Here is a 23,834-nt window from a genome sequence, read left to right on the forward strand (position 1 = left end):
GCAAAACCAAGGGTTACAAATTTGACTATACGAGTTTGTATGGAAATTAATAAAAATCTCCATTTTAGCTTAAATACAAAATTTTATTTGGATTAACACAGCTACAAGGCATGCTTTATATATTTTTGTTTTGTTATTCTAATGTTAACAAAAGTTAATTTTTTATTAAAATTGAAAATGTCACTACTCAAACTAATGCCTTACTCATAAATAAATTATTATTTCTCCATAAGGCATTAAAACAAAATTTTCCCTAATACAAAAATGAAAATCAACCTCTTTTTTACCCAAATTTGCCTTATATGAGAAATTTACATCTGAACTGATACAAATCAAAAGGCCATGGACTATTAAAATAAACACGTAATTAATAAAGCAGTTTATTTTTTAGAGGATTTTGACCGCTTTCGAACAGTTGGGGATGCTCGATCTATAAAATTTTTATAGTTATCCTACGATTCAATCCTTGGTTTTGAGGATTCGTGTTTGGTACCATTGGCTCTTTGTCGCCTTTCCCTTCCACTAGAGCACGTCCATGATGAAACCCATGTGTAATGAGATATTCCTGAACACTTTTCGCCCGCTGTAAACTAAGATTCTGATTATAGCTCGCACTACCTACATTATCTGTATGGCCTGTGATCAGAATGTTAACATTAGGGTTTTCTGCTAAAAATTTAACTAGTCTTTTTAGTGAAGAGATCGACTCAGACTTAAGGTCAAACTGATCAAATTCAAAGAATATATTTTCAAAAACAAACTCCTCACCTGCAGCAACAGGTACAAGTTCTATTTTCAAATCTTTTACATTTTTTATTTTATCCCGTTCTACGTTGTAAATTTTGGGGATAAAACCTTTCTTCTCTACATACAAACCCGAAATTGCCTTGTCCGGATAAAGCATCATAAACTCCCCTGTCTTACCATCCGCCTTAAACTGGTATAAAGTGCTGTCATTCGTAAGTGACACCAAAGAAAGGGTAGCATCAATAGGCTCCCCAGTTTTGGAATTAAACACCTTTCCTTCGGTCACAGTCAGGTTTTCACCCAAGGATATTTCTTTAGGGAATTTGAACCTATATAATAAGGAGCGATTAATTTCTTTTTCCCCAGTACTCAACTCCGTGAAATATGCGTAATCTTTTTGAGCTGTAATAAATAATGCAACCTGATCTAATTGATCATTAATAGGAAGACCAAGATTTTCCGGCTTCGTGAATTCACCATCAACCACCTTCGAGAGCTGTATGTCCATTCCCCCAAACCCAGGGTGACCATTCGATGAGAAGAAAAGCACCTCATTATTAAAAAACATAAATGGTGAAATCTCATCCTTTGGCGTATTGACTACAGCTCCTAGGTTTTTAGCGACAGTCCAGACCCCATCGCTTTGCATTACACTATACCAAATATCATTACCCCCAAATCCACCTTTTCTATTAGAGGAAAAAAACAATATTCTCCCATCTGCAGAGAGTGACGGCTGAGAATCCCATGACCTTGAGTTGACATTCTTGCCCATATTTTTCGGACGCTGCCAAATCCCATTCACTTTATAGGCGATGTACAAATCACAGCTCCCCTCAGAATCCGGTGCATCACAAGATGTATAGATTAGTATATTTCCATCAGCAGTCACAGAGCAAGTGCCTTCATTATATGGAGAATTGATTGCCTGGGCTACACTTTGAGGTTTAGACCAATTACCTTCAGGAGACACGAATGCCATAAAAATATCTTCCTTATCGTTGTTGCCAGTTCCATCTCTTTTGGTAAAAAGTATCTGCTCTCCATCTGCTGTCAATACCGGGAAATACTGAAGCTGAAATTCATTGAGTGGAGCTGGTAATTTCTCCTTTTCTATATGCCTAAAGTTCTCTAATTGCTCAGCCAAGAATTCCATTTGTGCCTTAGTGTCGACATAAGAAATTGACTTCTTGAAATCTACATCCAATAACGGATCTGTCAGCCCAAACTCATCAAAAGAATCCTGAAACCTCCCTTGCTGTAAATACACGTGAGTCAGTACCCAACCCAAATCTGCTCTATGCTTTACTGTAACATTCTTACCAGACAATCTTGACTTCCCGGCGATTACTGTTTTCTCTGCATTCGCTAAGTCGCCCTGCGTAATCTGGAGTTGGGCTAACTTTACATAGGCTTCTAAAAATGAAGCCTCTCGGTCTATTGCATCCTTGTATTTGCTAATTGCCTCGTCATATTGCCGAGAAAGAGTCAACTCCTCTCCTTCGCGATACATCCTTATTGCCTTACCATCAATGATAGAATAGCTTTGCGCGTTAGCGAAAGAAAAGGTCAATAAAAGAAGAATTCCGGCTAGAAAAGGGCGCATGGACTTAGGGTATGTCCATAAATTTATGAGTTTGAAGCGATATTTTCCACTTTGGGCGATTTTTTGCAAAATCAATGATGATCGGCGTGAATTTATCAGCCTTACTCCACTCTGGCTGAAGACGCAATTCACAGCTGGAATTCACCAGTGCAGCATGCTCTTCCGCAAAGGCAAAATCACTCTGATGGAAAACAACGACTTTCAGTTCGTCCGCCTCCTTATATATAGAGGTGTGGGGTTTCTTAAATTTCTTAGGAGAAAAACAAACCCAGTCAAAATCCCCTGAAAATGGGTGGGCTCCAGAAGTTTCGATATTGGTAGTAAATCCGTTAGCTTTCAACAGCGCCGTCAATGGCCCTAGGTCATACATCAAAGGTTCGCCACCAGTGATTACGGCCAGACGACCTGGGAAAGCTAATGCATCTTCAACAAGCTGCTCGATAGAAAACACCGGCCACTTGCCCGAATCCCAAGACTCTTTGACATCACACCAGACACAGCCCACATCACAGCCTCCAAGCCGGATAAAATAAGCGGGATACCCAGTAAACCTTCCTTCTCCTTGTATTGTGTAAAAAGCTTCCATTAACGGAAGCTCCAATCCTTTCTCTACTAACTCCTTCGTATCCATATTCATCTGAATTTTTGATAAAGCGGGCAATTGAACCGCTGGGTGAATTATGCCGCAAAGGTAGGCTTTTGGATTGAAAAATTTAAAAATTAGAAAATTGTAATATTTTGTTCAAACCAATCTTTTGATCAACATCTGTTCTTTACTTAGGATCAATTATCAATTTGAATTCAAAAGCCCGTCAATTTTTCTATTTTTGCAGGCGTTCAGCTAAAAAACTAGAAAAAATTCAATCATGGCGGAGTACACTTTTAAGGAGATCGAGAAAAAATGGCAGGCTTACTGGGAAAAGAATCAAACTTTCCTAGCCAAGGTAAATCCTGACAAACCAAAATTTTATTCTCTTGACATGTTCCCATACCCATCTGGGGCGGGACTCCATGTCGGCCACCCACTTGGATATATCGCCTCAGACATTGTCTCTAGATTCAAAAAACTCAAAGGCTTCAACGTCCTTCACCCAATGGGTTATGACAGCTTTGGACTTCCTGCTGAACAATACGCTATCCAAACTGGGCAACATCCAGCGATCACCACTGAGCAAAACATTACGCGATACACGGAGCAACTGAAGAATATCGGTTTTGCTTTTGACTGGAGCAAAGAAGTGAGAACTTCCAATCCAGACTATTACAAATGGACGCAGTGGATCTTTATGCAGCTTTTCAACAGCTACTACGATCAGGATGCCGACAAAGCACTTTCGATTGATTCATTGATTGAGCGATTTGAGAAAGAAGGAAACTCAACAGTGAAAGCTGTTTGCGATGAGGACACTGAGAAATTTAGTGCTGCAGACTGGAATGCGTTTTCTGAAAAAGAAAAGCAAGAAACACTCCTTAAATACAGACTTACATTCCTTGCCGAAACTACGGTAAACTGGTGTTCGGCATTAGGAACTGTACTTTCCAACGACGAAGTCAAAGAAGGCTTCTCGGAACGTGGCGGACATCCTGTAGAACGTAAGAAAATGATGCAGTGGTCGATGAGAATCACCGCGTATGCTGATCGCCTATTAAAAGGCTTGGATAAATTAGATTGGTCTGAGCCAGTCAAAGAAATGCAGCGAAACTGGATAGGCAAATCCATCGGGGCTGACGTTGTTTTCCAGGTAAAAGATTCCGAACAAACCATCAAAGTCTTCACCACGCGTGTAGACACTATATATGGTGTCACCTATTTGGCTTTGGCACCAGAATCTGATCTAGCAGCAGCTTTGATCACAGAAGATCAACGAGCAAAAGCTGAAGCTTATATCGAAGTAGCCAAAAATCGCTCGGAGCGTGAGCGTATGAGTGATGTCAAAACTATCTCTGGCGCTTTCACTGGTTCTTATGCGATCAACCCCTTCAACGGAGAAGAAATCCAAGTTTGGGTGGCTGATTACGTTTTGGCTGGATACGGTACTGGCGCAGTGATGGCAGTTCCTGCACATGATGAGCGAGATTACAACTTTGCGAAGCACTTCGACCTAGAGATCAGACAGGTGATCGATGGTTCTATGGAGGAAGGCTCTTTCCCTGGAAAAGGAGGCTTGATTATCAATTCAGGCTTTATTTCCAATCTTTACATGAAAGATGCCATGACCAAAGCAATTGAGTTTTTGGAAGAAAAAGGCATCGGAAAAGGCAAAATCCAATACAGAATGCGTGACGCGATTTTCACTCGTCAGCGCTATTGGGGCGAGCCACTTCCTGTTTATTTCAAAGAGGGATTACCTTATTTAATTGAAGAAAAAGACTTGCCTCTCGTTTTGCCAGAGGTAGATAAATACTTACCTACTGAAGATGGTGAGCCTCCACTTGCTCGCGCAAAAGACTGGAACTACAAAACTTCGGATGGAGAATTTCCTTTGGAAAGAAGCACGATGCCAGGCTGGGCAGGTTCTAGCTGGTATTTCTTCAGATATATGGATCCAAAGAATGAAACTGAGTTTGCGGACAAAACAATAACGGATTATTGGGGTGCTGTAGATTTATACATCGGAGGATCCGAGCATGCTACAGGACACCTTCTTTATTCTAGATTCTGGACCAAATTCTTGTATGATCTTGGAGTAGTAAGCATCGACGAGCCATTCCAGAAGATGATCAACCAAGGCATGATCCAGGGAAGATCGAACTTTGTGTACAGAGTGAAAGGCACAAACAAGTTTGTAAGCTACGGTCTGAAAGAACAACACGATGCATTTGCAATGCACGTGGACGTGAATATCGTATACAACGATCAGTTGAATCTAGAGAAATTCAAAGCATGGAGACCTGATTTGGCGGATGCCGAATTCATCCTAGAGGACGGCAAATACATCTGCGGATCTGAGGTGGAGAAAATGTCCAAGTCCAAATACAACGTGGTCAATCCAGATGACATCATCGAGCGCTACGGGGCGGATACGTTAAGATTGTACGAGATGTTCCTTGGGCCTTTGGAGCAATTCAAACCTTGGAATACCAATGGAATCGACGGAGTATATAAATTTTTGAGAAAACTTTGGAACCTGTACCACTCCAACGCTGGAGAACTACAGATTTCCGATGCGGAGCCAAGCAAGGAAGAATACAAAGCGCTTCACAAGGCACTGAAGAAGATGGAAGATGATATGACGAACTTCTCGTTCAACACTTCTGTATCGAGCTTTATGATCTGTGTAAATGAACTAAGCGCTCTGAAGTCAAACAAACGTGCGATTTTAGAACCATTGGCACTATTGGTTTCTCCATATGCACCGCATATTGCGGAAGAACTCTGGAGTTTATTAGGTCATGAAGGCTCAATTACCGAGTCATCTTTCCCAGTTTTCGACGAGAGTCATTTGAAGGAAAGTGCATTTGAATACCCGGTGATGATCAATGGGAAAATGAGAGTTAAAATCAATCTTGATCTCTCTCTCACCAAAGACCAAATCCAAGAGGCTGCTCTTTCAGATGAAACAGTCATGAAATGGCTAGAAGGAAAAGCACCTAAAAAGATCATTATTGTACCTGGAAAAATTGTGAATCTGGTGGTTTAGAACTACTTCAAATACAAAAAGCTCAACCTGTCATGGGTTGAGCTTTTTTGATTTACTAAATAGAACTATTTTAGTCATTAAATAGGCTATTAAATATGTCTGATAAACTAGAAAACATCCAACGAGTAATTGATTATTGGGTGAATTCTTCTGATCAAAACTATCGGACAATGAAGAACTTATTTAAATCAAAAGATTATGATTGATGTCTATTTATTGGACATTTGGTTTTGGAGAAATTACTGAAAGCACATTATGTGAAGTCCAATAAGAAACATCCATTGTTTATTCATGATCTACTTCGATTAACAGCAAAAGCAAACTTAAATCCTGCAGAAGAACAAAAAGATTGGCTTGACGAAATCACTACTTTTAACCTGAATGTCCGTTATGATAATTACAAACAGGATTTTCACCAACTTTGTACAAAGGAGTTTACAGAAATCTGGATTGAACGAATAGAAAAACTCAGGAAATGGCTGATCAGCGAATTATAAATATTCTGAATAAATACATTGAGAGCATCCCAGAAAAATTTGGGCTGAGAAGTGCTTTTCTATTTGGATCTTATTCAAAAGGATCTCAGAAGGAAGAAAGTGATTTAGATATCGCACTAGTGTTAGATCACATGGATGATTTTTTTTCCATACAAAACGAACTTCGAAAGCTAAGACGCTCAATAGATTTAAGGATTGAGCCACATCCAATTAAAACTGAAGATTTCAATTCCAAAAACCCCTTTGCGTTAGAAATAAAAAGTACTGGAATCAACTTGGTCACCACTTTTTGAGGTCCAACAAAACTAGATGAGTTCACCTAAAATCCTGTACATCACACCATCCCTACAGTCATTTGTAAAAAGTGACATCAGGATGTTGTCTAAATATTTCACTGTTCGGGTCATTAACCAGCCTTGGAGCGATAAGAGACTCGCTCCTATTAACTTCATCACTCAGTTTTTCGCTATGCTATTCAGCATTTTCGGAGCAAAACTCATCCTTGTCAACTTTGGTGGATATTGGGCTTTTTGGGCAACAATCTTCGGTAAGACGTTTGGTAAAAAAGTATTCATCGTCACACACGGTACAGATTGCGCAGCTATTCCCGAGATAAATTACGGGAGTCTAAGAATCGGGCTTCTCAAGCGAATTTGCAGCTTCAGCTACAAACGAGCTAATGCAATCTTTCCTGTCAGTGAATCATTGATCGAAACAGAGCTACTTTTCGATCCTGCTATCACTTCCAAAAAGCAAGGGCTTTTATTCCATTTCCCAGGAATTAAAACCCCGATAGAAGTCATTTATAACGGACTGGATGACAAGCAGTGGACTTTGCCCGATAAGCCAGATCGAATTACAAATAGCTTTTTGGCAGTCATGTCACCTAGCCAATTTGAGCTCAAGGGAGGAGATTTGATTCTAGAGATTGCTAGAGAATACCCAAACTGTAGCTTTTATTTTGCAGGAATTCAGGCCGCAGACATAAAACTAGAAACACCCACCAATGTTCATTTCTTAGGATTCCTGTCCCCAGAAGATTTACTTGCATGGTATCAGAAAACTGAATTCTACTTCCAGCTTTCAAGTTTTGAAGGATTTGGCTGTGCCTTATGTGAAGCCATGCTTTGCGGAGCTATACCAATAGGATCATCATCCAATCATATTCCGCAGATTGTGGGAAAATCTGGATTTATAATCCCCCAGAAATCCCTAGAGTCAGCTGTTCCGGTCATGGATAAAGTGCTCAATTCTGTCAATAAAGATTTACTTTCCATAAATTCACGACTTCATATTCAAGCCAATTATTCTATAGCGCTTAGAGAGGAAAAATTAATAGCGGCTTTGGAGCGATTTACTGGCAAGTCTTATACTAACTAATGGAACACTTCTTAAGTAAAATTTCAAGGAATTTATATGTGATTCCAGGCGGTTTTTTTGTCACCAAATTGTTTAGAAAATTTTTCGATGGCTCTTCTCAGCCTGAAAACTGGAGGAATTTCGAATTTAGAGGAGTTTCGATGAAAGTTGATATTGCCAAGCAAATGGGAGCTGCCATCTATTGGCGAGGCGCACATGACTGGGCTCCTATTTTCGTACTGGAAAAGTTTTTGAATAAAGGCGACACGTTCATTGACGTGGGCGCAAATCAAGGAGAATACTCCCTTTGGGCAGCTAGAAAAGTTGGAACCCAAGGAAAAGTCGTGGCTTTTGAACCTATGCAGAAGCTTTATGATCAATTAACCGAAAACATCCGACTCAACGACGCATTCCACAAGACAATTTCGCCAGTAAAACTAGGGCTCTCTGACAAAAAGGGAGAGGTTATTCTCTATGCGAGCGAGGACTCTAACGAGGGCACAAACACCATTTACAACACTGATAAGTTCAGCATAGAAATAGGTAAAATCCAACTCGACACACTTGACGAGCAAATAAAAGAATTGAGTGTAAGTGACGTTAACTTCCTTAAGATAGATGTGGAAGGAGCAGAACTTCAGGTGCTAAAAGGGGCCCTTAACACAATCAAAACACATCGCCCTATACTTTTATTAGAAATCAACAAAGACGCTTGTATCGCGGGTGGCTACCTGCCCGAACATATTCTAGAGCTTCTGAAACCATTCAATTATTCTTTCTCTAAAATAGGTCTTAGAGGATCTCTGAGTAAAGTGGAAGACTTACCAGATTTCTGTAATATCCTAGCGACCCCACAATAGCTTTTCTACTTGATGAGTAAAAAGCTTCCAGTTTGAGTTTTTAGCTCTGCTCCGTCTGTTGCGTGGAGATATTCCACCTTGTACACATAGGCTCCATTCGGTACTTCTGATCCTTTGAAGATACCATCCCAACCTTTATCCTCTAGGTTGCTCGAGTAGTAAAGCAATTCTCCCCATCTATTATAGACCGAAAACCTGATCGATTTCAATTGATCGAAAACAGGGAAGTAGAAGTCATTTCGTCCATCATCATTTGGAGTAAACGCATCTGGCATTCTCAGAAATTTAGTACCAACTATAGTCAGTAGCTTGGACAGTTCTTTCACACATCCCAATTCATCCGTAACGGTAAGTTTGACTTCGTAATTTCCAGCGTTTTGAAATTTATGAATAGGATCTGACTCAGAACTAACCTCACCATCTCCAAAGTCCCAATTGTATTTGTCTATACTAGACCCAACAGAAAAGTTTTCAAATTTGATTGGATAGTTGAAATTCAACAAGCCTTCATTCACAAGGGACTCACTGCTATATCCAAAACCCGCCTTTAAATAAGTAAGGTCCTGCTCATCGATTTCAAACGATCTAATTTGACTACAGCCGTTCGAATTCTCGATTTTCACCGAATAACTACCCGGTAAAAATTCCTTGTATTCATATATACCTTCTGGCAATCCTTCTTCTAATAACTCAAACTTCTCACCTGACAATAAATCACCAGAAATTAAAACCTTATATTCCGATGGTTCGTCTGCCTCAAAAGCTAGTTCAATGGACAAATTGGGCTCCTCTGGACAAGTTATTTGAGCAGAATTTTTTGTTAATTCAACTGAAAAAAGGGTTGCTTCAGGTACCACAAACTCACTTCGGGCAGCACAACCAGTCTGATCTATTACAAATACGCGATGTAATCCAGGTAATAGATCTCTGACTGTTTCTGTGGTAGGTGTACCTCGCTCTTCCCAAAGAATAGAATAAGGAGGCACGCCTTTACTTATTGATAAGCTCACTTTTCGCTCTGGAGTAGATGTCTCACAAGAACCTTCATCCATCTCAACCTCTATTTCCACCTCGCTGACGGCAAAGCCAAAACCTATTGGGCAATTGCTATCAGGGATCACAGCATAATAAATAGCTTCGTAATCAAGAGGGAAATTTATCCCATTTCCATATTCTATGTAAGTACTGGTAAGAGGGAATTCATTGTAATATCTAGTACCCTCTGGAAATATACCCGGTAAATAAAGAGAAGGGGAGATCTCTGTATTTCCTTGCTCTGAACAGATTATAATCTTTGATTTACCAGATTCATAGCCACAGTTTACGTTTAGAAATTCATCTGCATCAACCTGTAAATCTATAGGACCAAAAATAGGAGCATTAAAACATTGTGATTCTTCACTGAAGCCTATCAACAAAGGCGTATTTGGAATCGGCTTTCCTGAGTCCCCATTAATTCCTTGGATTTGCCCATCGAGCACAAAATTAGCACTGCATGAGTCAATCAATACTTCACACTTTTCAGTAACACGAACGGTATAAGTCAGCTTGGCCATTAGTTCGTCAGGATTACTTGGCAATGGAATATCTCCTAAATCCCAAACGACCTGATTCGAAAATAGCGAAGGTCGATTACCTGAATTACCGGCAAAAAAATACTCACCAACTGAAGAAACATATTCCAATCCATCAGGCAGGTTAATTTCCAATAGCAAATCTTCAAGTATCACACCACCCGTATTTTTGACTTCAACAATCATCTCCAGTTCGTCGCCAGGTTTTATACTTTTCCCTTCCGCAAAGGGTTGATTATTTACAGAATTCAAAAAATGATAGCCTTGCACTTCAGGCTCATTGGCATCCACGGCCATTACAATATTATATATGACATAGGCATCACCATCTGTCCCGTACCTAAACCTCGTACTAGTCTGTCCATTCGAAATAATACTATTTCCGGCATTGGGGATGTCAAAGACTGAAATATCCATCCCCGTGTTATTCTTGAGTTCTGGATTCCTTGCGTTTCCCCCGGTATTGATACTAGAATTGAAAAAGTTATCAGGAGAGTTTCCTGAGTGAGATAGCCTTATGAAATCATCGGTATTAACTCCTTTCTCTATTTCAAAATAATCTCCCAAGGCAGCAACATCACCTTCACCGGCAGCAACACCAAGCTTCATATTTACTGGCCCGCTGTCCACTGCAGAAAAACCAGAGATAGGTATAGTAAAATCTGCAACCACACTACCCCTAACGAAAGCATACCCATCAAAAACTGTTATGCTCCTATTTTCCATAACTGGATTCTCGTACACCACCACTAGGGACCAGCCACCGTAGTGATAATTTGAACCTTCAAGTGCGCCAAGATCAGCTACAGTATATTCTCCTTCGCCCTGTTGTCTGACGTAATCTGTAACCTCCACAAAACCTACATACAATCCCAAATCATTCCCCAAATCAAGGCCATAGGTATATCGAATATCATTCTCTCCAGCTCTGAATTTACCACCTACAGGATCATTCGGCCCAACTAACGTAATCTCTTTACGATCTAATTTTTTAGGAAATCCATTTTGATCGTCAACATAAAAAACATCTTGGGTAGGCCCTCTTCCCGACCAATACAGACCAGCGAAAAGCACATTTGTACAATTCGCATCTGCTCCATTTTCTTTGTTGAAACCCAAAGTAGCCGAGGAAGAATTTATGGTATTTGGATCAGAATCCACATCTACAAACAACAATAAATTATCATTCATTAAGTCATCAGCATAGTTAGCAAGACTCAAATTTGTATTTCCAATTAACGCAAAATCTCCTTTCACATTAAAAGTTTTTCTACTGGGATTGGATGCCGATGCTCTTTCAGTAAAAGGAACTCGAACCTGACCAATGACAGAAATCTGAATACAAAAGATTAAGAAAAGTGATAATAGGGAGGCTAAAGGAACTTTTGTCACAGAGAATGTTCGGGTAAAATGAAATCCTATTTTGAGGAGAAATTGCTTGTAAGTATTAAATCGAAGGTTATTTAAACAAGCCAAACGTCAATTTTCATCAAATGTTATGGACAGGCAATTCTACAGCATTTTTCTCAATTTTTAAAACATTAGTAATCTACTTCCATACATGGTTTCAATATCAACTCGACAACACATTTTATACTCATTTACCAAACCTCTGCCGTTCTATCATATTATGAAGTGATTTCACAAAACTTATTACTTTAGTCTACAAAAACACTTCAGCATCTTACTGATTACGAGTCTTTTTAAAAATAACCTTCAAATCTATTTTGATTTAGGCTTCTTTTCGACGGAGGTAAGAATTTTCGGAAAATCTATAGGGTTCAACCTACAATGAAAAATAGTCAGCCTTATCTGAGAAAAACATTCTTCAAACTAGATCAGTATAATAATTCTCCAAATATGTCTTTTCAGAATTTTCGAAATGACTTTTCTCAATACACCAAATTTTCAATCTAAAAGGATCATCCCCAATTTATTAACTCTTTTTAACCAGTTTCTCAGATCTCAACAGAAATTTGATCTAAATCAAAGGTTTTTTAAACCGCCTTTTTACATATCAACAAACACTGAAAAAATATAAGTAAAAAAAAAGGGAGCTTTTAAAAAAAGCTCCCAAGAGTGGGTCTATCGTCAATCATCTAAAACCAAATATACTTTTGTAATCCTTGCTGTGTATTTGTTTTTTTGATCTTTTAATTTTGATAAACATAATGAAAATGTTTTAAACCGCCCAAAAACAAATAATTATTTTTCATGAAATATCGAAGAGAAATTAACTGAATATCATCTTAATCGCAAAATCCTCCCTAATAACCTATCTATCTCTATCCAAATAGCTTTTTTCAGTTAAAGGCCTTTTTTTCATTATCTTCAAAGTGTAACTACTTACTATGAAGAACTTAATTATTGTTTTGGGAGCAATCGTGCTGATTTACTTTGCCGCCACGCTGATTATCCCACCCTATATTGAATCCCAAAGAAACCCAGTAAAATCACCTCCTCCCTATACTGTCTCTATCGAAGCCCAAGCGATGTACCATAGGCTGGACTTCATTTCCGATTTACACTGCGACGCCTTGCTATGGGGACGAAACCTTACTGAAAGAGGGAGTCGAGGACAAGTGGATTTCCCTAGAATGCGTGAAGCAAATGTAGCCTTGGAGATGTTCACCATTGTATCCAAATCTCCAGCTGGACAAAACATGAAAATAAACACCGAGGATGCTTTTGACAACATTACACCACTCACCATTGCTAAAGGTGAATATCCAGCTAATTGGTTTAGCCTGATCAATCGCACACTCTCTCAATCCGAAAAACTGGCAGACTTTATTCAAGAGGAAGAGGGAAAGGCAATTTTCGTGAGAAATAAAGCAGACTTCCAACGATTAATTGAAGCGAGAAAAGCTGACAAATCTATTATTGGCGGAATGCTGGGAATCGAAGGCGCACATGCCTTGGAAGGTAAGATTGAAAATCTGGATCGGGCATTTGAAGCCGGAGTTCGAATGATAGGACTCACGCACTTTTTTGACAATGAGCTTGGAGGGTCTGCCCACGGACAAAGTCAGGCGGGATTAACAGCCTTTGGAAAAGAAGTAGTCAACAAAATGAATGAGAAAGGAATATTTATTGATCTCGCGCACTGCTCACCTGCGATAGTCGATGATGTTTTGGCAATGACTGACAAACCAGTGATCGTATCTCACACAGGCGTGCGAGGAGTTCTGGATTCACCACGAAACCTCAGCGACGTGCATATTCAGAAAATAGCTAAAAACGGCGGAATCATTGGAATTGCCTTCTTCGATGAAGCTGTAGGAGTCCCTGAGCTACCCAACATCATCGCTTCCATTAAGCATGTTCGCGACCTAGTCGGCATTGAATACGTCGCTTTAGGCTCTGATTACGATGGAGCAGTCGCAGTTCCTTTTGATATTACAGGCTTTCCGCTTTTGGTAGAAGGAATGATGAACCAAGGTTTCAACGAAACTGAGATCCAGGCAGTAATGGGTGAGAATATTAAAAGATTTTTCTTACAAAACCTTAATTAATGAACGAAGCGCATATTCACCAAGAGAGTAAATACTTCCAGAAACTTCAAGAATACCTTCGAGAATTTGTGTATGGAGGGATTGACGGAGCCGTGACTACATTTGCAGTGGTCGCCGGTGGATTTGGCGCAGATCTGGATCCAGGGATAATTATAATCCTGGGCTTTGCCAACTTACTTGCAGACGGATTCTCCATGTCTGTAGGAGCCTATCTATCTGCTAAAAGTGATAAGGAAAATTACAAGAAACACGAATCACTTGAATACTGGGAGATAGAACATCTTCCTGAAATAGAACGAGCAGAGATCGCGGATATTTATAGGGCGAAAGGCTTCAATGGCGAATTGTTGGAAAAAGTAGTGGATCAAATCACTTCGAACAAAGATCTTTGGGTAGCTGAAATGATGAAGGATGAATTAAACCTAATGGAGGAAACCAAAAGCCCCTTTAAGATTGGCGTCGCCACTTTCGTATCTTTCCTTATTGTAGGATTTATTCCCTTGCTAGTTTATCTCTATACATTTTTCTACCCGTCCACAATTAATATTTTCTTCTGGACAAGTGTACTTACAGGGCTAGCCTTTGTAGTAATTGGAGCTTTAAAATCCCTAGTGAACCAAACTTCTATAATTAAAAGCATAGCAGAGACAGTTGCATTAGGTCTTTTAGCGGCAGTTGTAGCTTATTATGTAGGCGACATCCTTGAAAACTTTTTTATAAAATAATGACATGAAAACCATAGATGAAGTACTGGTTCGGATGGATCAAATTGTAGATCTATGTAAAAGCGAGCAATCACGCATGGGATATTTTGCAATTCTATACCGCCAGGTGACACGAAGAATCCGAGATGGCATCCTTGTTAGGGAATTTGAAGACAATGAGCGTATGGAAAAATTGGATGTGCTTTTTGCAGGCAGATTCATTCAGGCTTATGACCTATGGAAAAGTGGTCAAAAACCTACCAATAGTTGGTTGCTAGCATTCGAAGCTAGTATGACTAGCAAACACCTAGTTCTTCAGCATTTGTTTCTGGGTATCAATGCACATATCAATTTAGATTTGGGTATCTCAGCCGCAGACACCATGGGCGCGGAGCCTATCGCTGGCATTCAAAACGACTTCAATAAAATCAATGCAGTTCTCGCCGAATTAGTAGATGGAGTCAAAGTCAATATCGGCAAAGTCTCTCCGATTTTTGGCTGGCTAATACCATTGGCCAAAGGCCGGGATGAAATGCTTCTCAACTTCTCTATTCAGCTTGCCCGAGATGGTGCATGGAAATACGCAGGAGAATATTATGGGTGCGAAGATCGATCCACGTCGATTTTAGAGCGGGATGCCAACATTGCAAAACTAGCAAACAAGCTGATCAACCCCGGAAAATTCTTACTACTTATGCTAAAAATGGTCGGCTTCGTAGAATGGAAATCCGTTAGCCGCACGATGGATCAATTGGATACGGTGGTGAAAGAAGCGCAAACGATTTAGGACGACAGAAAGGAGAAAATTAAAAGATGTACTCCTCCAAAAAGTTCTCAAATCTCATCACAGGAATTTGGGAATAATAAAAACGAGCCTAATCCTTGGTCACAATCACGTCACAATCACTCCCCTAAGCAGAATAATACTCCAAGCCATCTTCAAAATCCTGAACTTGACGATCGATTACATCTTTGTTGAATGACGACGTGACTTTAGTATCCATAGCACAAAATTTTAATTACGTAAAGATTTTATTTTCTGTACGTCACACATAACTATTATAGCATATATTTTTTCACAAAACACTATAAATCAATCATTAGTCAGGAAAACCCTAATGAAATACACTTCAATTTTACTTATAGCTAAACCCTAAACTTGGATTCTATCTCAGAGATTTCTGCTGCAGTTTGGGCTTTGTTTTTCCTATTCGTCTTCTCCTTTTTCAAGTCAGTCGCATAGAAATGAGTGTCTTGAAAGTACCCAACTCTCGCTTCTGATTCACCTTTGGCAAAAGTCCATTTTTCACCTTTGAAAAGCCTAACCTTGTCTTCGTGCAATTCCAAATACTCATCGTAAGGTCCACGTGGAGAAATCAATTTCACGAAGATTGGAGCAGTTTCAATTGCGATAAAAAGCAACATGATAAAAACATTTGCCATAGCCATAGCAGAGCTCTCTTTAGTCAAAGCATCTAATGCTTCCATTCTCGCAGCCAACCCATCGAAACCTTCTATTCCTGGTTGTTGCTTTTCAAACTCCAGCTGACGTAAGGCAATAAACTCACGTATCTGAGCTTCAAGCGTATCGATTCGAACTTGGTTTCTCAGCCTTAACTGATCCAACGTCACTTGAGCAGCATCGAGCTGCTGTTCTTTCTTCTTGGCATTTGTTCCTAAACCGACTATCCCACTCGTTCCTGCTGTTTTCTCTCCAAATCGCTCCGCATCATAGTCCAACTGCACTTTGTTTCGAAACTCTTCGCTAGTCGCAACCTCAGATTTTAACGTATCAATTTTAGCCTCCAACTCCTGGATTTCTGGAAAGCCCTTAGCCAAATTGAGCTTGGACTCTGTGATAAATTCAGTTCGTTTTTCGTCAATCTTACGATCAATTTCACGCTCAAACATTTTTAGCTCCAAGGGCTTGGAAATTACCAGAGCCAATAGAACTGCCAGGACCAATCTAGGGATAGCTAGCTTCCACTCTGCCCTAGCTTTTTCACGCTTACGCATACTGGAAACAATAAATCTATCTAGGTTGAAAATCATCAAACCCCAAAGCAATCCAAAAAAGACAGCTGGCCAAATAGACTGAAAGACAGTGAACAAAGCATATCCAGCAGCCAAAGAAGCTAATACTCCAGTGAAAAACACAGTTGCTCCAATGCCTATATATTTGTTCGATTCGGTAGGTGAACGCTTGAGTAAGGAGAAGTTAGCACCACTGCAAAACCAGAAAAAACGAGTGAAATTTTTCATAAAAGGAAAAAGGGTTGATCTGAATGATAACGCTAAAACCTCTCCAAAATAGATTATTTACCTGCCCCTAACTTTCAACTGGGACGAATTCCAATAAAAACAGCCCCAGCGTTCATATTTCAAATAATAGATGTGACGAAAGAATCTTGTCACCTTTTGCGAACAAAGCTCCTAAAACGTCCGACCTGTACGTATATGAACTTTTACTGATCGAATCTGTGCAGGATTTTACAAAAAAATGAGTGGGCAAGAGAAGTAATCTGGGTTTCCAAAAGTCACCTTCTTATATTCAAGTTATGAAAACACCCATCTCCACCATTCTACTAATCCTTTTCTTATTTAATCTGCAATTCTCTTTTGCTCAAGAAATTCCTTTTCAAGAGGAGGTAAACAAGCGAGCGTTAGAAATTGATGCTGCTGGCTGGGAAAAAGGAAGTGCTGTATTTACCGGAAGCTCTAGTGTGAGAATGTGGAAGAACTTACAAGATCAATTCCCTGATGTCTCTATTATCAACTCAGCTTTTGGAGGATCCCAAGCTGACCAACTTTTGCTTCATCTAGATAAAACAGTGCTTCGATATGCGCCAGCCAAAATCTTCATCTATGAAGGCGATAACGACATAAATGCAGGGCAAGAAATCTCTGCTATCATGAAAAATCTGGATGAACTGACTACCAATATCCACATGAGGTATCCAAATGCACTAGTTCATTTGATAGCTGCCAAACCAAGCCCATCTCGCTGGGACAAGAAAACATCCTACGAGGCCTTGAATGATCTAATACGTCAATATGCTACTACACATGACAATGTGTTTTTCGTAAATGTCTGGGACATCATGCTAGATGACACTGGAAAGCCTAGAGCTGATATTTTCATCGAAGATAATCTCCATATGAACGAAAAAGGTTATGAGCTCTGGAGGGAGATTTTCACACCATTTTTGAAGTAGAAAAACTTCTCTAAAATTGGAAAGACAGCGCCAAAACCACTTGCTCCGATTTGAAACTATCTTCGCGTTTTAGTACACGATCTAATGTGAGTTTTTGATCGTTAAACACTCGCTCGTATCTTAAATCTAACCCGACAGGCCCAACATTTAGGCCTAAACCAAATTGATAACCAAAATCAATTTTTTTGCCCGACTCAATTTCTAAAACCTCAGGAAACTCCTCATTAAGTGAATAGTGAAACGATGGGCCTCCCACAATACTGAGTACTTTAAACATGTGAAATCCCGCCATTATAGGCGCATCCAGTCTATCATATTTGACTTGACCTAATCCTGATTCAAATTTGGAATGTGTATAGAGTAGCTCAGGACGGAGAAAAATATCATAAGAAGCCAGTTTATAAAATGTCCCAACCTGATAACCTATCGATGCTCCTGGATCATTCCATATTGAACCGGCATCTTTGAAATATTTCCCTGAAGTATTGTAGTTCATTCCCGCCTTTATCCCAAATCCTGAACCTTTGCGCTGTGCATTGCCTTCTATTGCAAAAAGGAACACCATACCAATTGCGAAAATTACTTGAACAACGTTTTTCATAAATTTCAGATTTAAAATAAGTCAGAAAGAACAATCTTAGGAAATGCAAGCTGAAAGACAAACCGAGTTTGGATTCATCTCGTATTTCAATATGTTAGCATCATAAAATACACGACCTCTCAAAACAGAATAACTTAAATTGAGTTTGTATTTAATGAATGCTAGATCATCCAAAACAAAAAAAGAACCAAAAACATGTTTAGCTCAAATAAACTTATTACGCCAATGTTATCACTCATCGTAGCCTTGATGTTTGCCTGCGGAAATACGTCGGTTCAAAGTCAGGTGGCATCCGCAGATGCTAATAAACTTGATGACTATAAAGGAAAAACAGAATTAGCCACTTTTGCAGGTGGTTGCTTCTGGTGTGTAGAAGCTCCTTTTGAAGGAATAGATGGAATCATCACAGTTATCTCTGGATATGCCGGAGGCAAAGAAAAAAACCCTACTTATGGTGAAGTATCAAGTGGAAGAACTTCTCATAGAGAATCAGTACAGATCACATTCGACCCAGAGGTGATCAGTTACTCAGAATTGGTGGATATATTCTGGCAGACGTATGACCCTACCGATGTAGGAGGCTCCTTCTACGATAGAGGGACTCAGTACGAATCTGCAATATTCTTTCATGATGCAGAGCAGAAGAAAGTAGCTGATGAATCTAAGAAGCTACTTGATAAGTCAGGTAAATTCGATAAGCCAGTTGCAACCCCTTTGATCAAGTATACAAACTTCTATCCTGCTGAAGAATACCATCAGGATTACTACAAAAAAAGCCCGCAGGACTACTATTCTTACAGAAGTGGATCTGGGCGTGATAAATTTATCAAAGCTCATTGGCCAGAGCTCAGTGGGAACAAGTATAAAGCTCCAGCCAAATCTGAACTCAAGAATAGCTTAACTAAGCTGCAATACGAAGTAACACAAGAAGACGCCACAGAAATGTCATTTCAGAATGAATACAATGGCAATCATGAAGAGGGCATCTATGTAGACATTGTATCTGGCGCACCACTTTTCAGTTCTAAAGACAAATACGAGTCGGGTTCGGGATGGCCAAGCTTCACCAAACCTATCGATGCTAGAGTGTTGGAAAAACCAACTGATGACGATTTGGGGATGCTGAGGGTGGAGGTAAGGAGTAAGTTTGGTAAAAGCCACATTGGACATGTTTTCTATGACGGCCCTCAACCTACAAACCTTAGGTATTGTATGAACTCTGCGGCGATGAAATTTATCCCAAAAGAGGAAATGGAAGCCAAAGGGTATGGAGCTTATCTCTGGTTGGTAGATTAATTAGTTTGAAAAAGGCTACTCTCGGGTAGCCTTTTTTGTTGATGATAGATTTTTTTAGCGACTTTTTTAATTTAAAATCATCCCACTTTCTATCTTTAAGCCAAACTTACTCTCGTTATGAAAAAATTCGCTTGGATTGCCGGTATTGTTTTAATCGGAGTATTTGCTGGGATATTTTGGTATAAATTCTACTTCGTATTTGGCGAGGGAGTAAAGGCTGGAAGCTTAAACTACTTCGTGAAAAAAGGTGTAATGTTTAAAACCTATGAAGGCAGAGTCGTACAGGAAGGGTTTCAGAGCCCTACAGCGGGTGGACTACAAAGCAACGAGTTTCGGTTCAGCGTAGTGGATACCGACGTGGCAGAACGGCTAGAAAGAGCGTCTGGTAAGTTCGTGGAGCTCCGCTACAAAGAATACAACGGGATGCTACCATGGAGAGGTACTAGTAACTTTGTAGTCACAGAGGTTCTAACCGTGGATAATACGGGCAAAACTGATGGATCAGCCTTGCCCTTTAATCAATAATTAAGGACGAGACCAGTAATCTACTACGGTTACTTTATCCAAATGAGGACCTAAGATGGCTCCAAAAGCAGCATGAGCAGGGTGAGGCAAATAGGCATCACGTGCTGCATCCGAGTGAAAAGTCAACACAAAAGCGTGCGTCAAGCCTTGATTTAATCCCTCAGGACTAGAATTCACACCATACTCAAAAGCCTCAATTCCATCAATTTCATTCTGCAAATTTCTAAAAGCATCAATCACTGATTGAATATCTTCTTGAGATGATGTCTCTTTAAAACTGAAAAACACATTGTGTCGGAGAACGGAATCAGGTTTTGCGGCCATAGTTTCTTGGTGTTTTTCTTCGTGCACTTCTTTTTCTTCGTGATGCTCTGATTTCTCAGCGCATGCAATTGCCAAAATCAGAGGTAAGAAGTAAATATACTTTTTCATAGGTTATAGATTTTATCACAATCTAGGGAGATTCAACAAAATATTCTAAGACAACAGCAGATTGTAATACCCAAATCAATTAAAATGGGAGATCATAGGCTTTCCTTAATATTAAAATTATATTTAACGAAAATTTAGTAGGTCTACGAAATAAAAATAAATGAAAAACCCAATCTATTCTTTCTTCAACTTGTACCTGATCTTATTAGCCATAGCTAGTAGCTGTTCTACCAAAAATGGTGACTTAGCAACGCAAAAAGAAGAAATCTATGAACTAGTCAAAGTTGATTCATTTCAAGTTGACAACTTTACACGAATAAGCATTCTTGACTATAGCTCCGAGGAGAAGCTCTATTTAGGGTACTCTTTAAACGAGGATGATATTCTAGAAATATCAGAAAATGGGGAGATTTTAAATAGAGTTCATAGAAAAGGCGATGGGCCTAATTTTTATGGCACTTGGAATCCAATTGGACTAGGCTTTGGACCAAATGGGCAAAGGATTGTAGAATTACCTTTTCAGGTAATCAGTTACAATAAGGATTATGGAATCGAACAATCGCACAGAATTATGTCGCCCCTACCTATTCGCGCTAACACTCCGCTAGGTAGACCACCTTACTACCAAAAAAATGATACCACTTTTCTCTTGGTGGGACCAAGCAACTACCTCACCGCCACTTATCTTATTCATAATCTAGAAGGAAAAGACACACTTCAAAACTTCTATCAATTGAATATGCTAACGGGTAGAACCGAAACAGTAGTTCCTTATGAAGCGAATTCAATCTATAATTCAACAGAAAACATCTATCCTGAATTAATGGGAAAGTCATTTTTTATTGATCTTGATAGTAATGAGCTAGCACTTGTCCAGAACCTAGACACGGAAATCCTAATTTATAATTTACCAGATCTATCTTTAAAGAGATCAATACCAATAATCCATTCTGAATTCCAATCCTATTCTCCTGTCCCAATAGGAACTCCATTTTCAGATGAAAATGTATTGGTATTGAACAGACTTGCTGCTAGAAATCAAAAGCTTTTGAAGCTCGATGGTAACACCTATGTTCTTCAATATTTCACTGGAATATCTCAGTCGGAATATGACAGCAGAAATTCGGAGGAGAAGCCCTACATAGGTCAATTTGACGAATCTGAACAACGAATAGTAATTTTCAAAAATGATAAACAAATCTCTACTGAGCTTGCAGGAATAAAAGGTAGTCTGATTCTAGCTCTTCCAAAGAATAGAATACTGGTACAAGAAAGCGAAAACCCAGATTTTGAGGAGGAATTCACTAGATTTTCCATATATCAACTTAAAAACAAGTAACAGAAACCTGTAACTAGGGAAAAATATTTGAACAATGAGGATTTCATCCGCAATCCCGTACAGTATACCTATCTCATACTTCTATCTATAATGGATCTGCAATACTGTAGCCATAACCAGAGAAGATGGCCTATACAGAATACATTAAACATGAAAATGCCTGCAAATCATAGATCTGCAGGCATTGAACTTTGTATTTCTTAATTGGGCAGAGCCCGACTGGAATTACTTAGCTACTTTCACGTTCACAGCGTTAACGCCTTTTTTACCTTGAACTACGTCATAAGTAACGTGATCGTTTTCACGGATTTCGTGTACTAGACCTGAGTGGTGTACAAATACATCTTCACTGTTGTCTGCTGGTGTAATAAAACCAAAACCTTTGGTTGTGTTAAAGAATTTTACTGTTCCTTCATTCATGATTACTCGTTTTTAAATTTGTTGTTTCTATTAAATTTTTGTTGTGTATTCTGCGGTCTAGGCAAACTTGATGGCCTAGGCACGTTTTCTTTTTTCGGTGGTTCTGGTTCTGGCGGAGTGTCTGAGATGTTACCAAACTCATCCACGTACGCAATCATATCGTCCAGATCTCCGCTTTTCGGCTGATCTTTACGAGCAGCCATCTTTTCTTGCTTGTCTCTTTTTTTCCTCTTTTTAAGTTCTGCTTTTTGCTTTTTAATGAATGTGTTCTGGTTTTTTGACATTTCGGCGATTTTAGTTGGCAAATGTTATGGCCGTACCGGTTTTTCCGGCTCGACCTGTCCGGCCTATTCTGTGGATATAACTATCCATAGACATGGGAAGCTGGTAATTGATCACATGGGTCACATCAGCTACGTCTATACCTCTAGCTGCTACATCAGTAGCCACTAGCACTCGAGTCACTCCAGTTTTGAACTCATCAATCGTTCTATTCCGGAAGTTTTGGGACTTATTTCCATGAATCAACCCAGATTTAATACCAGACTGATTTAATTGCTTACTTAACTTATCTGCTAGCCTTTTGGTTTCAGTGAAAATAATCACTTTTTCCAAATCATTGCCTCTGAATAAATCAGCAAGTATATCAAACTTATTCTTGCCTTCCGGCACATGAATAACTTCTTGATCTACATTCTCACTGGTTGTACCACCAGTATTTACTTTGATCTCAACAGGATTATTAAGCAATCCGTCAATAAGCTGTTTTTGACTTGGTTCCAATGTCGCAGAGAAAAGCATTGTTTGACTTCTCTTCGTCATCAAATTTACGAGTTTTTTTACATCATGTACAAAACCCATATCTAACATTCTATCAAATTCATCCAACACAAGCGTATTTACTCGGTTGAGATGCAGCAGTTTGCGAATTGAAAGATCCAATAATCTACCTGGAGTCCCCACAATCACATGTAGCTTTCTACTTAAAGCTTTAAAATCAGAATTGATATTCGTTCCACCGATGAAAGTATTAGAATACAGGTTCATTCCTTTACTTAAGCTTTTGAATTCCTCTTCGATTTGCAAAGCCAACTCACGAGTCGGTGTTACGATCAAAGCGGTGAAATTCTGTGGATCTAGTTTAGCATGCTCAATTATGGGGATCAAAAATGCTCCAGTCTTACCTGAACCAGTATTTGATATTCCAAGCAAATCTCTTCTATCCATCAAGGACGGAATAGCCTGCTCTTGAATATTGGTCATGCTTTCATAACCCTTTGATTCTATATTTCTCAACAAAGAGGCATTCAGGTTAACGCTTGAAAAAGGTGTCTCTGAGCGAAATCCTTCTTGACCACTAGGCTCAGCCTTTTTGATCAATAAATTTGGATCTAATTTAGATTCCTTCTTTTTATTTTGACCTGGCCTTGTTGCAGGACGAGAATTTCGTCTTTGGTTAGCAGGCGGTCTTGTATTCGTGTTTCTATTAATACTCATACGATA

At 39.3% G+C, this 23,834-nt stretch carries 21 protein-coding genes; 12 read left to right on the plus strand and 9 right to left on the minus strand.

Annotated features, from left to right (window positions below; all coding sequences use genetic code 11):
- Positions 1 to 430: 430 nt before the first annotated feature.
- On the minus strand, positions 431 to 2,353 hold the full coding sequence (locus BM291_RS20375; protein ID WP_092901346.1) for an OmpA family protein: 1,923 nt from the start codon (positions 2,351 to 2,353) through the stop codon (positions 431 to 433).
- A gap of 4 nt (positions 2,354 to 2,357) precedes the next feature.
- Positions 2,358 to 2,984, minus strand: a complete 627-nt coding sequence (locus BM291_RS20380) for a 7-carboxy-7-deazaguanine synthase QueE (protein WP_092901428.1) — start codon at positions 2,982 to 2,984, stop codon at positions 2,358 to 2,360.
- 235 nt (positions 2,985 to 3,219) lie between these two features.
- On the opposite strand from BM291_RS20380, the gene leuS reads away from it, so the two are divergent.
- From leuS to BM291_RS20405, 5 genes are all read left to right on the plus strand, one after another.
- A complete protein-coding gene (gene leuS / locus BM291_RS20385; protein WP_092901349.1) occupies positions 3,220 to 5,994 on the plus strand; it encodes a leucine--tRNA ligase in 2,775 nt (924 codons plus the stop codon).
- 230 nt (positions 5,995 to 6,224) lie between these two features.
- The gene (locus BM291_RS20390) at positions 6,225 to 6,491 is read left to right on the plus strand and encodes a HEPN domain-containing protein (RefSeq protein ID WP_217647347.1); all 267 of its coding nucleotides are present in this window, start codon (positions 6,225 to 6,227) and stop codon (positions 6,489 to 6,491) included.
- Positions 6,470 to 6,784, plus strand: coding sequence for a nucleotidyltransferase family protein (locus BM291_RS20395; RefSeq protein WP_092901352.1), 315 nt, complete (start codon positions 6,470 to 6,472; stop codon positions 6,782 to 6,784). The genes BM291_RS20390 and BM291_RS20395 overlap by 22 nt, the downstream gene beginning before the upstream one ends.
- A gap of 16 nt (positions 6,785 to 6,800) precedes the next feature.
- Complete coding sequence (locus tag BM291_RS20400; protein ID WP_092901355.1) at positions 6,801 to 7,871, plus strand: glycosyltransferase family 4 protein; 1,071 nt, start codon at positions 6,801 to 6,803, stop codon at positions 7,869 to 7,871.
- On the plus strand, positions 7,871 to 8,710 hold the full coding sequence (locus BM291_RS20405; RefSeq protein ID WP_092901358.1) for an FkbM family methyltransferase: 840 nt from the start codon (positions 7,871 to 7,873) through the stop codon (positions 8,708 to 8,710). Before BM291_RS20400 ends, BM291_RS20405 begins: the two co-directional genes overlap by 1 nt.
- A 5-nt stretch (positions 8,711 to 8,715) precedes the next feature.
- Here BM291_RS20405 and BM291_RS22480 read toward each other — a convergent pair whose 3' ends face one another.
- Positions 8,716 to 11,475, minus strand: a complete 2,760-nt coding sequence (locus BM291_RS22480) for a T9SS type B sorting domain-containing protein (protein ID WP_139229157.1) — start codon at positions 11,473 to 11,475, stop codon at positions 8,716 to 8,718.
- Between the two features lie 1,160 nt (positions 11,476 to 12,635).
- Here BM291_RS22480 and BM291_RS20415 point away from each other — a divergent pair.
- Genes BM291_RS20415 through BM291_RS20425 form a run of 3 tightly spaced genes read left to right on the plus strand, consistent with a single transcriptional unit; the run spans position 12,636 to position 15,290 of the window.
- Positions 12,636 to 13,799, plus strand: coding sequence for a dipeptidase (locus tag BM291_RS20415; protein ID WP_092901364.1), 1,164 nt, complete (start codon positions 12,636 to 12,638; stop codon positions 13,797 to 13,799).
- Complete coding sequence (locus BM291_RS20420) at positions 13,799 to 14,524, plus strand: VIT1/CCC1 transporter family protein (RefSeq protein ID WP_092901367.1); 726 nt, start codon at positions 13,799 to 13,801, stop codon at positions 14,522 to 14,524. The genes BM291_RS20415 and BM291_RS20420 overlap by 1 nt, the downstream gene beginning before the upstream one ends.
- A gap of 4 nt (positions 14,525 to 14,528) precedes the next feature.
- The gene (locus BM291_RS20425; RefSeq protein WP_092901370.1) at positions 14,529 to 15,290 is read left to right on the plus strand and encodes a DUF5995 family protein; all 762 of its coding nucleotides are present in this window, start codon (positions 14,529 to 14,531) and stop codon (positions 15,288 to 15,290) included.
- Between the two features lie 359 nt (positions 15,291 to 15,649).
- Here BM291_RS20425 and BM291_RS20430 read toward each other — a convergent pair whose 3' ends face one another.
- Positions 15,650 to 16,765 (minus strand): DUF4407 domain-containing protein, encoded by a 1,116-nt coding sequence (locus BM291_RS20430; protein WP_092901373.1) that lies wholly within the window; start codon positions 16,763 to 16,765, stop codon positions 15,650 to 15,652.
- 296 nt (positions 16,766 to 17,061) lie between these two features.
- Between BM291_RS20430 and BM291_RS20435 the strand changes: the two genes are divergently transcribed.
- On the plus strand, positions 17,062 to 17,718 hold the full coding sequence (locus BM291_RS20435; RefSeq protein WP_139229158.1) for a GDSL-type esterase/lipase family protein: 657 nt from the start codon (positions 17,062 to 17,064) through the stop codon (positions 17,716 to 17,718).
- Positions 17,719 to 17,728: 10 nt separating this feature from the next.
- On the opposite strand, the gene BM291_RS20440 is transcribed toward BM291_RS20435, so the two are convergent.
- The gene (locus tag BM291_RS20440; RefSeq protein WP_092901380.1) at positions 17,729 to 18,319 is read right to left on the minus strand and encodes an outer membrane beta-barrel protein; all 591 of its coding nucleotides are present in this window, start codon (positions 18,317 to 18,319) and stop codon (positions 17,729 to 17,731) included.
- 225 nt (positions 18,320 to 18,544) lie between these two features.
- Between BM291_RS20440 and msrA the strand changes: the two genes are divergently transcribed.
- Complete coding sequence (msrA, locus tag BM291_RS20445; protein WP_317045674.1) at positions 18,545 to 19,615, plus strand: peptide-methionine (S)-S-oxide reductase MsrA; 1,071 nt, start codon at positions 18,545 to 18,547, stop codon at positions 19,613 to 19,615.
- A gap of 117 nt (positions 19,616 to 19,732) precedes the next feature.
- Positions 19,733 to 20,140, plus strand: a complete 408-nt coding sequence (locus tag BM291_RS20450; protein WP_092901386.1) for a hypothetical protein — start codon at positions 19,733 to 19,735, stop codon at positions 20,138 to 20,140.
- Here the strand turns inward: BM291_RS20450 and BM291_RS20455 are convergent, their stop codons facing one another.
- On the minus strand, positions 20,141 to 20,572 hold the full coding sequence (locus BM291_RS20455) for a Dabb family protein (RefSeq protein ID WP_092901389.1): 432 nt from the start codon (positions 20,570 to 20,572) through the stop codon (positions 20,141 to 20,143).
- A 160-nt stretch (positions 20,573 to 20,732) separates the two neighbouring features.
- Between BM291_RS20455 and BM291_RS20460 the strand changes: the two genes are divergently transcribed.
- The gene (locus tag BM291_RS20460; RefSeq protein WP_092901392.1) at positions 20,733 to 21,911 is read left to right on the plus strand and encodes a hypothetical protein; all 1,179 of its coding nucleotides are present in this window, start codon (positions 20,733 to 20,735) and stop codon (positions 21,909 to 21,911) included.
- A gap of 225 nt (positions 21,912 to 22,136) precedes the next feature.
- On the opposite strand, the gene BM291_RS20465 is transcribed toward BM291_RS20460, so the two are convergent.
- The 3 genes from BM291_RS20465 to BM291_RS20475 are packed head-to-tail and all read right to left on the minus strand — an operon-like array spanning position 22,137 to position 23,828.
- Positions 22,137 to 22,331 (minus strand): cold-shock protein, encoded by a 195-nt coding sequence (locus BM291_RS20465; RefSeq protein WP_086501652.1) that lies wholly within the window; start codon positions 22,329 to 22,331, stop codon positions 22,137 to 22,139.
- Positions 22,332 to 22,333: 2 nt separating this feature from the next.
- Positions 22,334 to 22,615, minus strand: coding sequence for a cold-shock protein (locus BM291_RS20470; protein ID WP_175499756.1), 282 nt, complete (start codon positions 22,613 to 22,615; stop codon positions 22,334 to 22,336).
- 10 nt (positions 22,616 to 22,625) lie between these two features.
- On the minus strand, positions 22,626 to 23,828 hold the full coding sequence (locus BM291_RS20475; RefSeq protein ID WP_092901395.1) for a DEAD/DEAH box helicase: 1,203 nt from the start codon (positions 23,826 to 23,828) through the stop codon (positions 22,626 to 22,628).
- Between the last annotated feature and the right edge of the window lie 6 nt (positions 23,829 to 23,834).

Source organism: Algoriphagus aquimarinus, assembly GCF_900112005.1.
GTDB classification, from domain to species: Bacteria; Bacteroidota; Bacteroidia; order Cytophagales; family Cyclobacteriaceae; genus Algoriphagus; species Algoriphagus aquimarinus.